This window comes from Shewanella basaltis (genome assembly GCF_023283885.1).
Classification (GTDB): Bacteria; Pseudomonadota; Gammaproteobacteria; order Enterobacterales; family Shewanellaceae; genus Shewanella; species Shewanella basaltis.
In genome coordinates this window covers 25,430-43,672 of the sequence record NZ_JAKILA010000008.1, presented here as the reverse complement: position 1 = coordinate 43,672, position 18,243 = coordinate 25,430, and the positions used below count along the sequence as shown (strand labels likewise).

At 40.6% G+C, this 18,243-nt stretch carries 12 protein-coding genes, 1 other RNA gene and 1 pseudogene; 8 read left to right on the top strand and 6 right to left on the bottom strand.

All coding sequences use genetic code 11. The features are described from left to right. Positions 1-11 precede the first annotated feature (11 nt). The 3 genes from L2703_RS07875 to L2703_RS07865 are packed head-to-tail and all read right to left on the bottom strand — an operon-like array spanning position 12 to position 2,676. Positions 12-539 (bottom strand): MotA/TolQ/ExbB proton channel family protein, encoded by a 528-nt coding sequence (locus tag L2703_RS07875; RefSeq protein WP_011638074.1) that lies wholly within the window; start codon positions 537-539, stop codon positions 12-14. Further along, positions 539-1,894 carry a MotA/TolQ/ExbB proton channel family protein gene (locus L2703_RS07870; RefSeq protein ID WP_248970560.1) on the bottom strand — a complete coding sequence of 452 codons (1,356 nt, stop codon included), beginning with the start codon at positions 1,892-1,894 and terminating at the stop codon, positions 539-541. The genes L2703_RS07875 and L2703_RS07870 overlap by 1 nt, the downstream gene beginning before the upstream one ends. After that, the gene (locus L2703_RS07865; protein WP_248970559.1) at positions 1,894-2,676 is read right to left on the bottom strand and encodes a DUF3450 domain-containing protein; all 783 of its coding nucleotides are present in this window, start codon (positions 2,674-2,676) and stop codon (positions 1,894-1,896) included. The genes L2703_RS07870 and L2703_RS07865 overlap by 1 nt, the downstream gene beginning before the upstream one ends. A 492-nt stretch (positions 2,677-3,168) precedes the next feature. Here L2703_RS07865 and L2703_RS07860 point away from each other — a divergent pair. Further along, positions 3,169-3,402: pseudogene (locus L2703_RS07860) on the top strand (transposase); the annotation flags it as partial. Positions 3,403-3,536: 134 nt separating this feature from the next. On the opposite strand, the gene L2703_RS07855 reads toward L2703_RS07860, so the two are convergent. Both L2703_RS07855 and L2703_RS07850 read right to left on the bottom strand, forming a co-directional pair. After that, on the bottom strand, positions 3,537-6,377 hold the full coding sequence (locus L2703_RS07855) for a TonB-dependent receptor domain-containing protein (RefSeq protein ID WP_248970558.1): 2,841 nt from the start codon (positions 6,375-6,377) through the stop codon (positions 3,537-3,539). Between the two features lie 560 nt (positions 6,378-6,937). Then, positions 6,938-9,373, bottom strand: coding sequence for a DNA polymerase II (locus L2703_RS07850; protein WP_283107836.1), 2,436 nt, complete (start codon positions 9,371-9,373; stop codon positions 6,938-6,940). Between the two features lie 80 nt (positions 9,374-9,453). Here L2703_RS07850 and dinG point away from each other — a divergent pair, with 80 nt between their 5' ends. From dinG to L2703_RS07820, 6 genes are all read left to right on the top strand, one after another. Continuing rightward, complete coding sequence (dinG, locus tag L2703_RS07845; protein WP_248970557.1) at positions 9,454-11,529, top strand: ATP-dependent DNA helicase DinG; 2,076 nt, start codon at positions 9,454-9,456, stop codon at positions 11,527-11,529. An 8-nt stretch (positions 11,530-11,537) separates the two neighbouring features. Beyond that, the gene (locus L2703_RS07840; protein WP_248970556.1) at positions 11,538-12,311 is read left to right on the top strand and encodes a TSUP family transporter; all 774 of its coding nucleotides are present in this window, start codon (positions 11,538-11,540) and stop codon (positions 12,309-12,311) included. Then, a complete protein-coding gene (locus L2703_RS07835) occupies positions 12,308-12,970 on the top strand; it encodes a primosomal replication protein (RefSeq protein WP_248970555.1) in 663 nt (220 codons plus the stop codon). Before L2703_RS07840 ends, L2703_RS07835 begins: the two co-directional genes overlap by 4 nt. A gap of 9 nt (positions 12,971-12,979) precedes the next feature. Continuing rightward, positions 12,980-13,669, top strand: coding sequence for a DUF2057 domain-containing protein (locus L2703_RS07830; protein ID WP_248970554.1), 690 nt, complete (start codon positions 12,980-12,982; stop codon positions 13,667-13,669). Continuing rightward, positions 13,669-14,598: a histone deacetylase family protein gene (locus tag L2703_RS07825; RefSeq protein ID WP_248970553.1), complete on the top strand. Its 930-nt coding sequence runs from the start codon at positions 13,669-13,671 to the stop codon at positions 14,596-14,598. Before L2703_RS07830 ends, L2703_RS07825 begins: the two co-directional genes overlap by 1 nt. Before the next feature lie 84 nt (positions 14,599-14,682). After that, positions 14,683-14,985 (top strand): late competence development ComFB family protein, encoded by a 303-nt coding sequence (locus L2703_RS07820; protein WP_248970552.1) that lies wholly within the window; start codon positions 14,683-14,685, stop codon positions 14,983-14,985. 47 nt (positions 14,986-15,032) lie between these two features. Here L2703_RS07820 and ffs read toward each other — a convergent pair. After that, positions 15,033-15,130: signal recognition particle sRNA small type (gene ffs, locus L2703_RS07815), an RNA gene on the bottom strand. Between the two features lie 900 nt (positions 15,131-16,030). Here ffs and L2703_RS07810 point away from each other — a divergent pair. Next, positions 16,031-18,193 carry an OmcA/MtrC family decaheme c-type cytochrome gene (locus L2703_RS07810; RefSeq protein WP_248970551.1) on the top strand — a complete coding sequence of 721 codons (2,163 nt, stop codon included), beginning with the start codon at positions 16,031-16,033 and terminating at the stop codon, positions 18,191-18,193. The last annotated feature ends 50 nt before the right edge of the window (positions 18,194-18,243 follow it).

Here is an 18,243-nt window from a genome sequence, read left to right as displayed (position 1 = left end):
TCAATCTCTCTCTAGTGGTGAGGCATGCTGTCTTTTAGCTTTTCTAAACTGATTCTCATTTTTGAGTCTAAGCGGGTGCTAAAGAAAACACCTGATAGAGCTGCAACCATTCCTGCCATTGTTGGCATTGTGGCCATAGAGATACCAGCGGCCATTAAACGAGCATTACTCGTCCCCTGAACTGCCATCACATCGAATACTGAAATCATACCGGTTACGGTACCAAGTAAACCAATCATTGGACAAATGGCTACTAGTGTTTTAATTAACAGCATACGTGCATTCAAATCTTGCTTCGCTTGGGATACCCAAGCTTCACGGATACGGTGAGCATGCCAAGAAGTTGTTTCTTCTCTTGCTTCCCATGAGGCAATTACTGCTTGATGTTGTTTAGGTGATATCCAATTTAGATACCAATAACGCTCAAGCATTAACACCCACATAAGAAATAGCACAGCTGCAACCAACCAGAGGACATCACCTCCGGAGGCCATGAAGCCCCTGACGGAATCCCATACGTCCATCAGGATTAGCATCATTAGTCAGCCCTCTTCTCAGCATGTTCTGCAATAATACCAGCACTTTGCTCTTCAAGAACTTGAACGATAGACTTGCTACGAGCAACTACTACAGCGTGTAATAACATTAGCGGTAATGCTGCAATTAGACCTTGAACAGTAGTAATAAGCGCCATAGAGATACCACCAGCCATCAATTTAGGGTCACCTGTACCGAATAATTGAATAGATTGGAAGGTTGCGATCATACCGGTTACTGTACCTAATAGACCCATCATTGGTGCAATAGCTGCAATCACTTTAATAATAGAGATACGCGCTTCTAAAGCAGGCGTTTCTTTTAAAATAGCTTCGTCAAGTTTTAACTCTAATGTTTCAACATCAACATCTTTGTTAGACTGATAAACTTTTAAAATACGACCTAAAGCGTTATTGCCTGGGTTGTCAATGTTTTTACGTTGGCTGTTAACTTTACCACCAATAACAGTAAGAGTGATTAAACGCTCAACAGCAATTAACGCACCTAAAGCTAATAGGGCTAAAATAATATAACCAATTGTACCACCGGCTTCTAAACGATCTTCAAAGCTTGCTTTATTAGTGAAGATATTTAGTAATACGCCACGAGCAGGGTCAATATAGAAAGGAGCTGTACCAGATGTGGTATTTTCCCATGAAGCCACAGCACTTACTTGGTAACCTTCTGGCTGTTGCGATAATTGTTGAATTAAACGCAACTCTGGCTTGTAAACAACATACTTGCCTTCTGCAGTTAAGTTGAATGGACCAACACGGTGAATAGCAGTATTAACAACGTTACCGTCAATTGCAGTCACAGCGCCGTCAAACTTAACGACTTTACCAGATTGAACCATTTCAAATAATTGTGCTTCCCAGAATTGCTCTAGTTCTTCAATTTTTGGTAATGATTTACGAGCACCTAAGTCAGCGATAAACGCATCACGACCTGGAAATTGAGCGCTGATGTTAGAAGAGGCAAGTTTACCAGCGAAATCACCAGCTTCCCCTTTAACAACACCGAACATTTCACCTAAGTCGCCTTGGGCAGTTTTTAAGTCTTCTTCTAATTGAGCAATCTTACGCTCGTTATCTAAGAAAGCTTGGTTTAAATCTTTGCCACGTTGTTTCTCAGCAGCTAAAGCGTCTTTTTCACGCTTTAATAAAGCAGCTTTGTCACCACGCTCAGCTTGGAACTCTCTTTCACGCTTGGCATTAGTTTTGCCTTCGTTAGCACGGTCAACTTTAACTTGCTGTAGCAGTTGGTCGATAGTTTTAGGTGCGTCAGCAGCAGAAACCATACCAGCTGTTAAAGAGAAAGTTGCAGCCACTAGCGCTGATGTAATTAACTTCTTCATTATTGTGCAGTCTCCGCAGCAGGAATTGGTAATCCAAATAGATCTAGAGCGCCTTGCTTACGAGCAATGCGAATACCTTTAGTGATGTCACGTAAATAGCTGTCTTCTAACTTGTTCCAAGTTTTAGCGTCAGCGTCATACATCCAGGCAGTTTTTTGATCTAAGCTTTGTGCATAAAGAGCTACACGACCTAGGTTGAAGAAGTCTACTAATACTTCTTTTCCATCTAGATCTAATTTACCAGTGTGCACCGCAACGAAGTTACCGTATTCACGTTCAATGCTATATGCATCAAGGATCAAACGGTATTTCTCAGCAAGAGTAACCTCAGCTGTGTTTAGGATATTTTTTAGGTTTTCAACACGTTCTTTACGAACTTGAGTGTTGAATGGAAGATCTAAATTAACGAATTGATCTAAAGCTTCAACCATTTTAAACATCAACGGAACAACACCTTGACGTAATTTATCAACGCCGTTGATGTCAGTTTGAATCGCGTCAAGCGTTTTCTGTTGATCAGCTACCAAGCCTGCAACGTAGTCATTATAAGATTTAAGTGACTCACGCTCGTCAGCAACGCTGCCATACTCAAAAAGCATGTCTTGTGCTTGGTCAAAATATTTGTCGACTTTCTGTTGTGACGCAGCAGATGCAGCGTGAAGGCTGCTGTCAGCTTTTTGAACGTCAGCTAGAGGACCTGCAACAACGAAGTTGCTACCCGCTAAAGCCAGTGCGCCAACAAGTGCAGTAGCGATTTTTGTTCTATTGCTTACCTTGGACATAGTTCCCAACCAATTTGAAGTGAATTAAAAAGTTCTACTTAAGCATAAATAACGATGATACAAACTTGTTATCAATGTTAATTCTGCTAAGTGTGTCTTTTTCTTGTGATTGTTAGTTTTTCTTCCCTTTTCTACGCCAGTAAAGGCGTAGACCCGTTCGCATCATTTCACAAAATGTTGACCTATGTCAATATTTGCAAAGCGTAAAAACTATGTGGAAAGAGCAGTTATGACTAGCAATGTAAACGAAAGGTTAATTTATGAACATCTTAGACATAAAAATGAAATAAACTTGCACCTAAGGCTCTATTTTAATTACTTATAATCATTACTTTCACTGAATCAACTATTTATATTTTTTGAATATTTGAGATAAAAAATTTCTATCTGTTACTTTTGTGATTTGCAGTTGAACTGATACTAGAGCGTTAATTAAATATGTTCAGAGGTTTTTAGGATGCATGAACTATCACATATAATTTTTGGATAGTAATGTGGCAACACTTGAAGCAAATTTCAGAAGCAACCCATTCGGATACATATGCTCTGGTTATCATAGATTGCGTAGGTTGGTATACAGAAGATATAGCCGAAGACTTTAGTAATATATCAGTGCTCAAATTGCCACTTTATTCACCAGAATTAAATCCAAAAGAACCGATCTGCCAATGGTTAAGACAGCATTGTTTGTCGAATAGGTGTTTTGAAGGATATAACGATATCATCAGATTAATGAGGGGATCTGTCAGTGTTGAATGTTCAGCACCATTATAAAGTAAAACCCTAAGCAAGTACCTAGGGTTTTGTAAAACAAGAGATACCATTGTTGAATGGTATCTCTTTTATATTAAAATTCAATGTTAGAATTTTTGAGTGAAACGAGCGTACCAGCTAGCACCGAATAATCGATAGGTACTTTCATCAGTATTACCATTGAAAGCAGGCTCTATATATGGTGGTTGCTCATCAGTAAAGTTCTCTACACCAACACTGATTGTTGTACCTGTATCGAAGCTGTATGTAGCTGAAATATCATGATATAAGTACGAGTCAACAGTGTATGTATGACCTTCAGTTGTGCCCCAATATAAAAGCTCATCATAATCTAGAGAAGAAATATAATTCGCTGCATAAGCAATAGTTAAATCTTCCCACGTGTAATTAGCTGTAAAATTAATCTTATCTGTTGCATAACTTGTATCATTCTCAAATAAACCATTCAAGTCTTGCATTTCGAATGTGAAAGTATCTGAGTTATATACTTGATTTTCACGTTCTAGGAAATGAGTCCAAGACAGATTCAAGCTAAAATCACCAGCTAAAGCACTGAAAGCATAATTAGCATCAACATCAATACCTTTTGCTGTCATGCGACTTAAGTTTTCGGACTTTTCACTTAAATATGAAATCTCACCATTTGTACGTTCAATGTTATTACAAAGCGTTTCAATACCACCTAAGTAACAACCTTTTAATGAATCATTAGAACCGATACTGTCAATTACATTGTCAATTTCGATTGACCAATAATCTACAGTAATACCGAAGCCATCGATGAAATTAGGAGAATAAGCGATACCTACTGTGAAAGTATCACCTTCCTCTGGTTGTAACTCTTCATTACCGCCGACTTGAGCTAACTGTTGTGAATCTAGGTTGTTTGAACCACCATTCGCAACACCATCAGCCATACAGAAACCTTGCTGTGCTGATGTTAATGAACCCCAGTTTGCAGAGCTACATGGATCTGTTGCAGAAGGGAATGAATCGCTTCCAGGTGCGTATAGGTCAGAGATTGTTGGTGCACGGAAAACTGTACCATATGTTGTTCTCACCATTAATCCATCAACAACTTTCCATTCAGCACCTAACTGATAAGTTGTGCTACCGCCGAAAGCAGAGAAGTCATCATAACGAACTCCAACGGGTAATTCTAAGCTTTCCACTAAAGGTAAGTCACGTAATACTGGAATACGGAATTCTGCAAACAAGCTATTTACATTAAAGCTACCTTGGGTACCTTTTGACTTGTTACCAGTAACTTCACCCATGAACTTACCAGAGTCTGAACGCGCAGTATATTCCTCTTCACGGTATTCATAACCTACACCACCAGTTATAGCACCAGCTGGTAGTTCAACAAGATCACCGCCAATAAATGCTGTAATTGTTTGAAGAGTATATACTTCAGAATCAACTAAAGGAGCTGTGACATAATCAAGCATTTCTTGAGTCACAGAACCTGGACCGCCAAATACGTTCATAGAAACGCAGTCGCTGATAGGAGCATCTTCTGTTCCACAAACAACATTACCATTAGCATCCATGAACGAAGGCCCCATAGCTTTCGCTAGGTTCGGGCCATATAGCTGACCAAAGTCAGTAGATATAATTTGGCTGTGTCCGTAGTTATAATTTACATCAAAGTAGTAACTATCTCCAATATCACCTTCAAATCCAATAACTTGTTGGAAACGTGTTACATCTTGTTCGAAACTACGGCCACCCTCTAACATACGACGACGTGAACGAACTACATCTTCACCAAATGGATTATAATAGTTATCAGCAGATACACCGTTGAACTCTGTGCCATCTGGAGTAACACCACTATATGCTGGATCATACAAAGTATCATAAGGTACGGCAGCAAGTTCTTGACGTGATTCGCGCTTATTAATACGAGTTTCTGTATAAGCTCTGACAGTATCAGTTAACTCAAACTGACCTTCTATAAAGAAGTTAAGTTTTTCATATGGTGTTTGTAAATAGTTAACAGGAGCATAGTTATATGTATCGTTGTTAGGACCACCACCAACATAATCACGCATGTCATCTATAGTTGCAATGCCACCATCACAAGTACCATTAGTTTGACTAGGACCGCCTGAAGCTAAGTAAAAATTACCACATGGAGTAGAACCAGAACCAACTTCAATAACGTTAGCGTTATCACCAGTGCCTATTAAACCATTTTTCCAAAATGATTCTTCAGCCTCATCACCCCATACTTGCCAAGGGTAGTTCATAAAATCAATACTGGTATCACCTTGGTAAACTTCTTCTTGTTTAACATAGTCAACACCAAATACTAAGTGACCTACATCAAATGCTTTACCTGCTACCAAACTAAAACTTGTTTGCTTATTTTCACTAACATCGAAAGAGTTTTTAACTTGAGCGTTTACTTCTAAACCTTCAAAGTCTTTACGCGTGATAATGTTTACAACACCAGCAACAGCATCAGCACCATATGTAGCAGAAGCGCCATCTTTTAACACTTCTATTCTTTCAATCATTGAGCTTGGAATGTTCTGGAAATCTGAACTAACTGGACGTCGCCCGTTGACTAATACCAATGTACGAACAGACCCTAAACCACGTAATTCAACGAAGGTACCACCATTACCACCATTGTTGGTAGTGGTCATAGCTGGCGAACCAGACATAACAGAACTATTCTGTAAGAATTGCCCAACGTCTTGAATGCCTTGCAGCTTCATTTGCTCAGCAGAAATAACAGTTACTGGAGAGGCCGTCTCTAAGTCAGTACGCTTAATACGCGAACCGGTTACTTCAATACGTTCTACTTTTGCGCCATCTTCATCAGCAGCGAATACTGCTGGTGCAGCAAATGCAGTTGCAGCTGCACCACTGATCAGTGCTAAACGCACTGATTTAGCTAATACGTTCTTATGCATTGTCTATCTCCCTGGACTTTATGTCTTTCTTATAATGCTAACGCCTTTTTAGGCGTTAGTTCAATGAGAGTAAGTAACAAAAATCATCACAAACGCCCAATTACGTATGCAATAAAATCACATTTAATACAACTAATCAACAATTGAAACATCGTAAGCACAAAAGTTAATCAAATATGACATTGGTTATTGTTAACTAAAATGAACACTTTCTGTTAAAAACTATAAAAAACATAGAGCTGCGTGAATTTTGCTTTATTTACACAACTTTTGAATGTTAAAAATAAAATTTCTTAACATCCTGTTTTGCGGGATGAATTTTTATGCTAGGGCATTTTCTGTTTGATTAAGGTGAGTTTAATTTTAGCGAAGCCACTTAGTTGTTAGACTGTTGTAACTAAAACTGAGGTTGATTCACATTGGGAACTCGATGAGATTTTTACTGTATGAATGGAAAACACTACAATTAATTTTTACGTGACAGGGCTATTGGGTAGTAAATTGCATTAACATCCTGTCATTTTAAGGGCGTTTTACTCGTGGCTGTTTAATTAAATAGCCTAGATGAGTGATAACTGATCATTGACGAGTGCATCAAATTGTTGCCCACACAATTGTAAAATGGGCTCGGCAATGGGCCTAATCTGCTTAGTAATATAGTATTCATAATCTATATTATTAGGATTAGCTTCAATAGGTTGAGATCCATTTGTTGTCATAACATACCTGATTTGAGCCCCTTTACGCGTCACTTTATTTGAACCTTTAATGTTAGCTAAGTGTCTTGCAGCTTTAACATGTGGAGATGATTTTGCGGTGTAATCTTCAATATTACGACGTAAACGTTTTTTAAAAATAAGCTCGCTGTCTCTTTCACCCTTTTTAAGCGCGTCTAATTCTTGGCGAAGGTAATCGATAACATCGTCACCTTTAAAAAACATCTGATATAAATCAAATTGCATCTTACGGGCAATAGGGCTCCAATCACTTCTGACCTGCTCCATACCTTTAAATGTTATCCTTAGCTCACTATTAGCATTTAATGATGCTCCCACATACCGCTTTTTGCTCCCTTCCTCTGAACCTCTGAGGGTTGGCATAATAAATTGGTCAAAATGAGTCTCAAATTCTAGTTCAAGATAGCTTTCGAGTTGATATTCATGCTCGCACCATTCACGCCAACGAGCAGTCATATTGAAGGCGAGTTGTTGGCCTAATGCATTAATGTCTTTTACTGTGTGATTATGCCCAAGCCATACGAAGGTTGAATCAGTATCACCATAAATCACTTGATATCCGCACTCTTCTATCCATTGCTTGGTTAATTTCATGATTTGATGACCGCGCATGGTAATAGAGCTGGCTAGTTTTGCATCGTGAAATACGCACCCCCTGGAACCTAGAACACCATATAATGAGTTCATAATAATTTTAATGGCCTGAGACAGTGGTGCATTTTTTTCTAGTTTGGCTAATTCTCTTTGAGCTGCAAGATCGGCCACTAAGCTTGGTAAAATGGCATTGTCACGTGCAAACTGAGCGCCTAAATAACCAGGAACTGTTGAGTCTATATTCCCCTGTTTAGTCATACTTAACCCTTCAATCAATCCTTTAGGATCAATTAAAAAAGTACGAATAATCGATGGATACAAACTCTTAAAATCAAGAACGAGTACATCTTTATAGTAACCAGGGATGGATGACATAACATAACCACCAGGGCTTTCTAAGCCCTGACTTGCTGGCAGGGCTGGCGCAACAAACCCATGGCGATGTAAGTGAGGTAAATACAAATGATAAAAAGCAGCAATTGAGGCCCCGACACGGCCAAATTCAAGCCCCGTCAGTTTAGCTCGCTCTATAGCAAAATCGACCAACTGTGTTTTGTCAAAAATATCCCACACCAAACGACAATCTGTGATGTTATAAAATGCCAATGCATTTTTATCTGTGCAAAATAACGTGGTAATTTCTTGGCCGCGATTCTCAACATGGTCAATAGCTTTACCTTCATCGAGCAAATGTCTTGAGACAAACTCCAATGAAAAACTGTCAAATTGATAAAACGCCGCTTTTAACCAATCAATGCCGTCTAATACCACACGCCCGGGTAATGACAGGGTTTCGGGCCTAAATTTATCGTCCACTTTCCAGCTTAATTCGCAGCCGCCTCGGCCTATTTTGAGTGAAATTTGATGCAAAAGACAGCGTCGATATAACAACGCTAAATCGAAAGAGACCACAGCCCAACCGATAATAATGTCAGGATCATATTGTGCAAACCATTCAATGAGGTGATGGATAAGATCAACTTCATCATTTACCCACACAATATAGTCATGGCTATTATCTTGTGGCTCGCCAACCATAAACACACACTGGTATTGCTCGCCATATAATCCAACTGAGTACAACTCGCCATCAAAACTACATTCAAAATCTAATGATATAACGGTTAATTTAATCTCTACATCTGTAGGTTCTATAATCGTTTTGCGCGCACGTTCAAGTGACATTAAAGGCAAAGTGCTATTGTGGGTTTCACTCAAATACTCACCAACACATTCAATATCAAGCGCAATGAAGCGCTCGATAAGGAATCGTTGCTCAGGTTTAATGTCTGTTTCAAATAAAGTAATACCGAGATCATTAGCCAGTCGGCTCAATGTTTTTAATTGGCTAGTTGATTTTAAATACAGCGCACTAATGGGCTCATAAGCAAAACTGTTTAATGCAATTGGTTCTATTTTTAAGGCAAAATCAATTTTACTTGTAAGCAAGCCAACATCTTGCTGACGACAAAAACAAATAACGTCACTGTGAAGCAACTCAACTAAAATTGGTCCATTTGCCGTTTTTAAATAATATTGCAACACCAATTGGCCATGACGGTATATTGCATGGCGCGTTAATACTCTGCCTTTTACACGCTGTGATGCCTGTGGGCTTTGATGAGTATTGGGTGAACGTGTTGATTGCGGCTGTAATTGATTCAATTTTATTTATTACTTCGTAGCATGCTAATTCACTGTTATTATGTACAGCATAATTCAGACAACACAGAAATCATACTCCTATGCTACCGGATACGATAAAAAGTCAAATTCGCACAATTTACAAAGAAATTGCTAATGCTATGCCGCAATTTCGCTCTCGTCGCGAACAAAACTACATGGTAGCTGAAATATCAAAAACCCTTGCGGGAGAGTATGACAAAGAGCGGCGTATTATTGTCGTTGAAGCGGGAACCGGCATTGGTAAGTCTCTGTCATATATACTTGGGACAATTCCGCTAGCGTTGGCAAGTAAGAAAAAAGTCTGTATCGCGACTGCAACAGTGGCACTACAGGAACAGTTACTTCACAAAGATTTACCGTTCTTTTTGCAACAATCTGGCGTTGATTTTAAATTTGGACTCGTTAAAGGCCGCCAGCGCTACGTTTGTTTGGCAAAACTCGAGGCGATGATCGGCAGCCAAGACAGCTCTCAAATGGCAATGTGGCAAACGAAGCCTGATCAAAGCCAAATAAACGAGCTTCAGAAACTCCATCAAGATTACCATCAAAAACGTTGGAACGGTGAAATAGATACCCTGCAACAACCTATTCCTGATTTTTTATGGCAACAAATATGTTGTGACAAACACAGTTGTCATCGACAAGTTTCAGCCCATCACAACTGTCCATTTCATAAAGCGCGTGAAGACGTTGACACTTGGGATGTACTCATTGCCAACCACAGTTTGTTATTTGCCGACCTAGAACTAGGCGGTGGAGTGATTTTACCTGAACCAGAAGACATGTTTTATGTTATTGATGAGGCTCATCACTTGCCAATTGTTGCAAGGGATTTCTCCAGCGCGCAGGCCACATTACGTGGCGCTTGTGATTGGCTAGAAAAAGCCTCTAAGACTTGTGCTAAATTACAAAACCAGCTCAAAACAAATAACATTATTGCGCCAGTGCAAGCCATGTTAGATCATACCACCGAGTTAACCAATTTACTGACACAAGTGGCGCATTATTGCGACACCCAGCCGCAATTGTTTGCCAACCCAGAAAGCCGTCTTCGCTTTGAGCACGGTCAACTCCCTCAAGCGTTATTGATTTTGGCAGAAAATTTAGCAACAGCATCTGGGGCTGCAGTTAAACAATTTAACAAAGTAGTATCGGTACTTAGTGAAGCGATAAAAGATGGTGAAGTACCTAAGCATCAATCTGAAGGATTATTATCTGAAACAGGCTTTATTTTACAGCGCTTAGATAATTTACATAAACTTTGGAAGATGATGGCCAAAGAGGACAGTAAAAAAGGTGCACCTATGGCACGCTGGGCAGAATTAATTACCGGTAAACAACAAGATTACTTATTTTGCTCATCCCCCATCGAAGTCGGTTTTATGCTCGAATCCATGTTATGGCAAAAAGCCGCTGGCGTTGTACTGTGTAGCGCAACACTACGAGCCTTAAACAACTTTACTCATTTTGCCCATCAAGTCGGCTTAGGGATAAATGATGGTACTCGTTTTTTAGCATTATTATCGCCATTTGATTACGAAAACAATGCCACACTATTTATTCCGCAAATGGTCACTGAGCCTACCGATGATAACTACACGGCCGAAATCGCTGAACACATCGTTGCACTAGTGGATGGTGAAATGGCCACACTAGTACTATTTGCATCATACTGGCAAATGGAAAAAGTGGTTGATTTGGTAGAGGGCAAAATTGCCAAAGATCAGTTATTTGTGCAAGGTGAAATACCAAGACAACAAATTTTAGAAAAACATAAACAACGTTGCGATGATGGTTTACCCAGTATTATATTTGGTACTGGTAGCTTCTCTGAGGGGCTTGATTTACCAGGAGACTATTTAACCAATCTCATTATTACCAAGCTGCCTTTTGCGGTCCCGACCTCACCAGTTGAACAAGCACATGCAGAATACATTAAAGTAAAAGGAGGCAATCCCTTTTTACAGCTGACAATACCTGATGCATCGCGTAAATTAGTCCAAAGTTGTGGTCGCCTGCTTCGAAAAGAGCAAGACTATGGCAGAGTCACAATTTTAGATCGCCGCTTAGTGACCAAACGTTATGGCAAATCATTAATTGATGCCCTTCCCCCTTTTAGACGTGTTATCGAATAGGTATTGAGTTGGATTTATTATTAGACCCTAGCCATTGGGCTGTTTTAGCGGTTATAGGGATTATTGCAGGTTTTATTGATGCCGTAGTTGGTGGTGGTGGATTATTGTCTATCCCGGCATTACTGACTGTTGGCATACCACCTCATTTAGCATTAGGTACCAATAAATTAGCGGCATGCTTTGGGTCATTGACCTCTAGTTTTACGTTTTATAAACAGCAACTATTTAATCCTGCATTATGGAAAGTGTGCTTTTTTGCTACATTAGTAGGCTCTATTACAGGCTGTGTTTTAGTTTTCCTTATTGACCCTAAATGGCTAGACAAAATTTTACCGCTATTAATTATCAGTATCGCGATTTACACCTTATTCAGTCCTAAAGCGATGGGCGATAAAAACATCAGCTTACCTGTTGAACGGTCAAAAACATACAAACAAGCCAGCCAAGGGTTTGTACTAGGAACTTACGATGGTTTCGCCGGGCCAGGAATTGGCGCATTTTGGACCGTATCATCAGTCTCTATTCATAAACTGCCCCTTTTGCATAGCTGTGGCTTAGCCAGAGTCATGACATCTGTTAGTAATGTCACAGCCTTGATTATATTCGCTTTTATGGGGCAAGTTGAGTGGCTACTGGGTTTATGGATGGGAGTGTGTATGATGGCGGGATCTTATATTGGTGCACGAAGCGCGATTCGATTTGGGATCCCTTTCATTAAACCCATTTTTATTATTATGGTATTGTCTATTGCGGCTCACCTAACCTGGAGCGCTTGGGGATGAACACCCAACAATTGGTTACCCTGTTAAAACAACAGTTGGCTCAGCTTGAGCAAGATGCCCTTGTTCATGACCAAAATTTAGCGCCCAATCAGCGACAAACGTTACAACAAACCGAGCGATTTAACAGCCAATTGTTTGCGCAACAAGGAGCCTTGCTGAGTCCATGTATCTCACAGCTGCGTCAAGACATCCAAAAACTTGAAAAGCAACTCGCGTTAAACTTAGGTGGGCATGTTATCCAGCTCAGTTGCGATCGAATTCAGGACCGTTTTATTGCCTTAAAAAGAGCACTGCTCACCACAGATATCAATTTAAAAGCAGAGGCACAACGTAAAGCCAGTAACCGAGCAAGGTACGCTAAAAAGCAACAACTCGCTGCACAAGACAGTGGCTTTGGCTGGATAGCCAGTAATGTGATGCAAAACAGCCATCAATTGTATGGTGAGCTTAATAAACATCTCAACTGGGCTAAAAAAATTGAACAAAAAATACAACAAATGGAAGCAAATCTTGAATTCTGTCATAGTGATGACAAAATTAAATTGCAAAATGACATCCTTTTGATGCATCGTCGCTTAGGGAAATGTAAACAAGCAATTAGTTATATTGAAGAGCGTATTCAATTATTTGAGCGGCCTCGCCAAAGTTACCCTCGTTAAGGAGCAACAATGAAATCTATCTTGACCACTAGTGCGCTGTTAGCATTTTTAACCTCATCATCTGTTTTTGCAGCAAATTTAACGATCCCAATGTCTTTTGAATACTTAGCTCTTGATGGCAACCCCATTGAAACCAGCATGTTTAAACATCAATCTGATTTAGAGCTAACTAATGGCACGCATAAAATAGCTATTCGTTATCATGATGTTGTCGATGACTCTTTTAGCGACAGCCAGTCATTTGTTAAGTCAGCCCCCTTTATTGTCACATTAACGGTAGACGGTGATTATCAATACAACCTAAAACCAGCCAAGGGCGATGTCATAAAACAGCCGAAAGCATTTGCTAAGGCGCCTGAAGTCAAGATAAGTAGACAAGACAAAGGCTCAGTATCTTATAGTATTGAACAAACTAATTTTACTGAAGAAACCTTCATCACTAACTTGTTTAAAACCGATAAACAACAAGACTTTGACACGCTCGCAGCATCGGCAACAAGTCATGGCACTCAGGTTAGTAATCAAGCACCTGTTCAGTCTGATATCGCAAGTGCAACCAACATCACACCAACCAATAACGTCATAAAAGAGAAAGCTACCACCCCTGCGCAAGCTGAACAAATGTTGCAATATTGGTGGTTACAAGCTGACGAAAAAACACGTAAAGAGTTCATGGGCTGGGCAATCAAGCAACTTTAATGTTAAAAGCCATTCCATTTGTGTATCACGCCAGCTACTCACAGCTGGCGTTGCCTCGCACGCATCGATTTCCAACGACAAAATATCAATTGTTATATCAATATGCACTTGAACAACAATTACTGCATGCATCAGCTCACCATACTCCCACACCAATAAGCCTTGAAGTACTACACCGTGTTCATTGCCCAACATATGTTAGTCAATTTATCAATGGATCAATTGAGCACAAAGCACAGCGTCGAATCGGTTTTCCTTGGAGTCAAGATCTGGTCACGCGCACGTTACATGCCGTAAATGGCACAGTATTATGCAGCCAATTAGCATTAGCGTATGGTTTTGCGGTGCATTTAACAGGGGGTTATCATCATGCTCATTATGACTTTGGCAGCGGTTTTTGCATATTTAATGATTTGGTGATTGCAGCAACATCAGCCATCGACAGCGGTAAAGTAGACAAAGTACTCATTTTTGATTGTGATGTACATCAAGGCGATGGCACAGCCACATTAACCCAAAATAATCCCAACATAATCAGTTGCTCAATTCATTGCGCTCAAAATTTTCCATCGCGTAAGCAAGACTCAGATCATGACATTGACTTAAATAAAGGCTGTAACGACATAGATTATATTGACCATATCCAGCAAATTCTGCCATACCTAATTCGGCTGCATCAACCCGATCTTATTATTTATGACGCAGGTGTCGATATTCACCAAAATGATGATTTAGGCTACTTTAATATCTCAACCCAGGGGGTTTTAGCAAGAGATACCCAAGTGATATCAATAGCCAAAAGCCATAACATCCCACTTGCAGCGGTGATTGGTGGAGGCTATAGTCGTAATGAAGCGGAATTAACTCATCGACATAGCCAATTACTTGTAGCAGCAAATGAGTTATGGATACAGCAACGCGAGCCATAAGAGTTACTGGTTAACGCAACGCATACACGCAGCAACATATCGACATCGACGTCAAACAACCCATCAGTCTCAATGGAGCATATAATGCACTTAGATATTCGTAACTATTATGAAGTTCTATTAATGGAAATATTAAGAGATGAAGGCTTAATGGAAGAATTGCCTGAAGAATACCTCGCCGACTTATGCTGCGTCACACTCAACCAATTACCGGTTCGCTATATACGTCATTTGGTAGACACCTATTTTTTTGAAAACTACCAAGAATTGCACATGATGAAAACCGAAATCTATGATGCACTTGAAAAATCGCGCCAATTTCTCAAAGCCAACTTACAAAAACGTTTAAAAGAAGAAGCAGAAATGGCAGCGGCACAACAAGTATAAAAATGATAAGTCATTAGAAATGATGCTGGGGAACAAATTTGGAGGCTCCCCTAGAGCCGACACCCCGGCACACGAGTCGCTTGCTGCGGTTGCTCCCTTCCGGGCCTGGCCGAGTTCACAAGTTATCATTGCGGGGGGACCCTAGGGTCACCATTGACTTCTGACTAACAAAGCATGTTGTTCAGAACGAGGCGATTATCCCCTAACCTTTTAGCATGATCAAGCCTTTATCCTGATAACTGTGCAATCACTTGCTTAGTTGCACAATCCTTATGCAAATCACTATCACTTTGTGCCATTAGCACTCACGTAAATGCCCCTTATACCAATCCGCATCAGAATGTGCTCTTTTAACGAAAATTATCAGTGAGGTATTCGAGGCAGCCTTATGAGGCCAAGTACACTAGGATTTAGTACACTAGGATTTAGTGCACTTGATTTTAGTGCACTTGGTTAAGCAAGGCTCACAAAGAAAACCACGCTGATAAATTCGCCCTTAGGGGCTGCATCCCCCCATTACGGCTTCAAATGACGTTGATGAAGATGACGACACCAACAGTCATTTTTATTGTACGGTTTCTAGGGCCTAAAATAGATCAGATTCTAATAAAGATTGATATTACACGTAATGTTTGCGCACCAATTTATGTCACTCTTTAACATATTCCCATCTGCTGTCCCCAAAATACTACCAATCAGGATAAATAACTGAACTGATATTACGTAGAGCAAATCGCTTAGAACAAGGCAAAAATTCAGCGAGTAAGTTGTTCAACCTTCAACATGTCTAACGACGTTGCAAGCGATGTTAACCAGTAAGCATGAACACATTTTTATGCTGATTGGTATAGCCCATAAAATCGATTTTAAATGCACGAGATGGCATTCGCCACTTACCCCAAAAGGAATAGTCAGATCTCAGTCACAACTTTGCACTTATTTCAATGAGGAACGGGGAAAGGTTAGCTAATATAAAAATTGAATAAAATCCGCACACTGTTAACGCTTAGTGAATTGCGCGATAACTAAAAAATGCAGGGAATACATGATGAAAACAATTACCGTTCGTCCCGTAACAAAAGCGATGCTGAGTGCAGGGCTGATTGCCTTGGTACTATCAGGCTGTGGAGGCAGCGATGGTGCTAATGGTGAAGATGGACAAGATGGCCTTATCGGTGTCAGTATTGACGATGCAACAACACTAAAAGCCACCTTAACAGAAGCAACTGTTGTAGATGGTCAAGTCAGCGTCAATTTTAGTCTCAAAAACGGCAATGGCGTAGCAGTACTTGGGTTAACAAAAGATCATGATATTCGCTTCGGTATTGCCCAATTAACGCCGGTAACCGAAATGATCGGTGACACCCAAGTTGATCGTGGTTATCAATGGCAATCCTATATCAATGTATTAAAACAGCCTAATACCAGCACCATCCCCGACGGTGAAACCAATATTTCACCCTCAGCTCAATACCAAGCCGAAGTAGAAGTCGCTTCTGCTTGTGAGACTTGCTTTGTGGATAATCAAGACGGTACGTATCAGTACACATTCCAAACCAATATTAGCCAAATTACTGAGCCATTAACGATTACCTATAATCAAGATAATACTCAGCGCATAACGCTTGAGTTAAAACAACCACTCATTACTGCAAATGCCCATTACGACTTCCAGCCATCTACAGGGCTCACCGAAGATATTGCCTCACGAGATGTGGTGTCAATTGAGGCCTGTTACACCTGTCACCAACCTGACAGCCTTGAATTACATGGCGGTCGTAGAATTGATCTTGAAAACTGCGCCTCTTGTCATACCGCCACATCCGGCGACCCAGAAACCGGCAACAGTGTCGATTTTGGATACATGATCCATGCTATCCATAAAGGCCAAGACCGCATAACACATACCGCAACAGCAGAAGAAGCAGCGCCTTATAAAGTTATCGGTTATGGCGGTAGCATGCATGATTATGGCAATGTAATGTACCCACAAAACCCTGCAGCTGATTGCAGCGCATGCCATGTTGAAGGCGTTAATGCCCCTCAAGATGCCGCACTATTTAATGCCAACAAAAGCGACACGGCTTGTATTGCTTGCCATACAGAATCGGCATCTGAACATCACGTAGGCTTAAGCACGCAATGTACGTCATGTCATATCGAAGAGGGTTACGCCCGTAGTGCAAAAGAAGCCCATGGCGATGTAATGAAAGCCTATAACGAAACCCAAACCATGAATGCGGTATTTAGCGACATTAGGGTAACGACTGACGGCAAATTCAGTACAAATGTTAAGTTTACCGATGCGTCTGCAACGGTTATCGCCGCAGAGTTTATCGACACAAGCAGTCGTATTGTGATGGCATGGGACAGCGATAAAGATTACCCCGCTTATAATAATGCCAGCTACAGTAACAGACGCCTAAGACTAAGCGAAGGTGTTGCAAATGCAGATAACAGCTGGACCTTAGTATGGAACAACATAACACTACCCACTGATTATATCGGTAAAACCTTTGAACTTTGGTCTGCTGTTACAGCCTGTTACAACAATGGTGGTTATGGTCGTCCTGAAGTTCAGTTAACCGCATGTAGTACCGATGATGTTCGAAAAGTTGAAATTAAAAGCAGTTCATATCATTTTGTTATGGCTGCAGATGCCGTAAATAGCAGTCAAAGCGCGGTAACTCGACGAAATATTATCGATACCACAACCTGCCAAGGATGCCACAACCAAGCTGTTTATCATTATGATAATGGGATCAACTGCCAAACTTGCCATACCTCAGATAAAACACTCAGAGCAGATGACACATACCCAGGCGGTAAAAAATCGACCAGTTTTGCGTTTAAAGCTCACAGTGCTGAAGGCCACTACCTAAAATATGCGGGAGTTGAATCAGGCACAGTGTTAAAAACAGACTGTAAAACCTGTCACATCACAGATGGTATTACTCTGGGGCGCGCAGAAGACAGAGTGTGGCGATATGCCGATACCGACACCGGCGCAGACGTCTGGGTCTCATCAGACACAGGGGCTTGCTTGAGTTGTCACCAAAAATACATTACCGAATCCACCGTGTCGCACATTGAAACCAACGGTGGTATTACAGATGGCATGAGTGAAGACGATGTTCGCACCCGCGCAGCTGAAATGTGTTCAACCTGTCATACGCCGACACGTATCACTGAAAGCCACGGCTTTTAACAACCCAAATTAACTGTATGTCATCTCAAAATGACCCTTGCTAAATGCTA

Bases quoted from the DNA above. Each gene is read 5' to 3' on its own strand.
- L2703_RS07875 (WP_011638074.1), bottom strand. From the start codon at position 539: ATGATGCTAATCCTGATGGACGTATGGGATTCCGTCAGGGGCTTCATG.
- L2703_RS07825 (WP_248970553.1), top strand. From the start codon at position 13,669: ATGTTAAAAGCCATTCCATTTGTGTATCACGCCAGCTACTCACAGCTG.
- L2703_RS07835 (WP_248970555.1), top strand. From the start codon at position 12,308: ATGAACACCCAACAATTGGTTACCCTGTTAAAACAACAGTTGGCTCAG.
- L2703_RS07820 (WP_248970552.1), top strand. From the start codon at position 14,683: ATGCACTTAGATATTCGTAACTATTATGAAGTTCTATTAATGGAAATA.
- dinG (WP_248970557.1), top strand. From the start codon at position 9,454: ATGCTACCGGATACGATAAAAAGTCAAATTCGCACAATTTACAAAGAA.
- L2703_RS07830 (WP_248970554.1), top strand. From the start codon at position 12,980: ATGAAATCTATCTTGACCACTAGTGCGCTGTTAGCATTTTTAACCTCA.
- L2703_RS07810 (WP_248970551.1), top strand. From the start codon at position 16,031: ATGATGAAAACAATTACCGTTCGTCCCGTAACAAAAGCGATGCTGAGT.
- L2703_RS07870 (WP_248970560.1), bottom strand. From the start codon at position 1,894: ATGAAGAAGTTAATTACATCAGCGCTAGTGGCTGCAACTTTCTCTTTA.
- L2703_RS07855 (WP_248970558.1), bottom strand. From the start codon at position 6,377: ATGCATAAGAACGTATTAGCTAAATCAGTGCGTTTAGCACTGATCAGT.
- L2703_RS07865 (WP_248970559.1), bottom strand. From the start codon at position 2,676: ATGTCCAAGGTAAGCAATAGAACAAAAATCGCTACTGCACTTGTTGGC.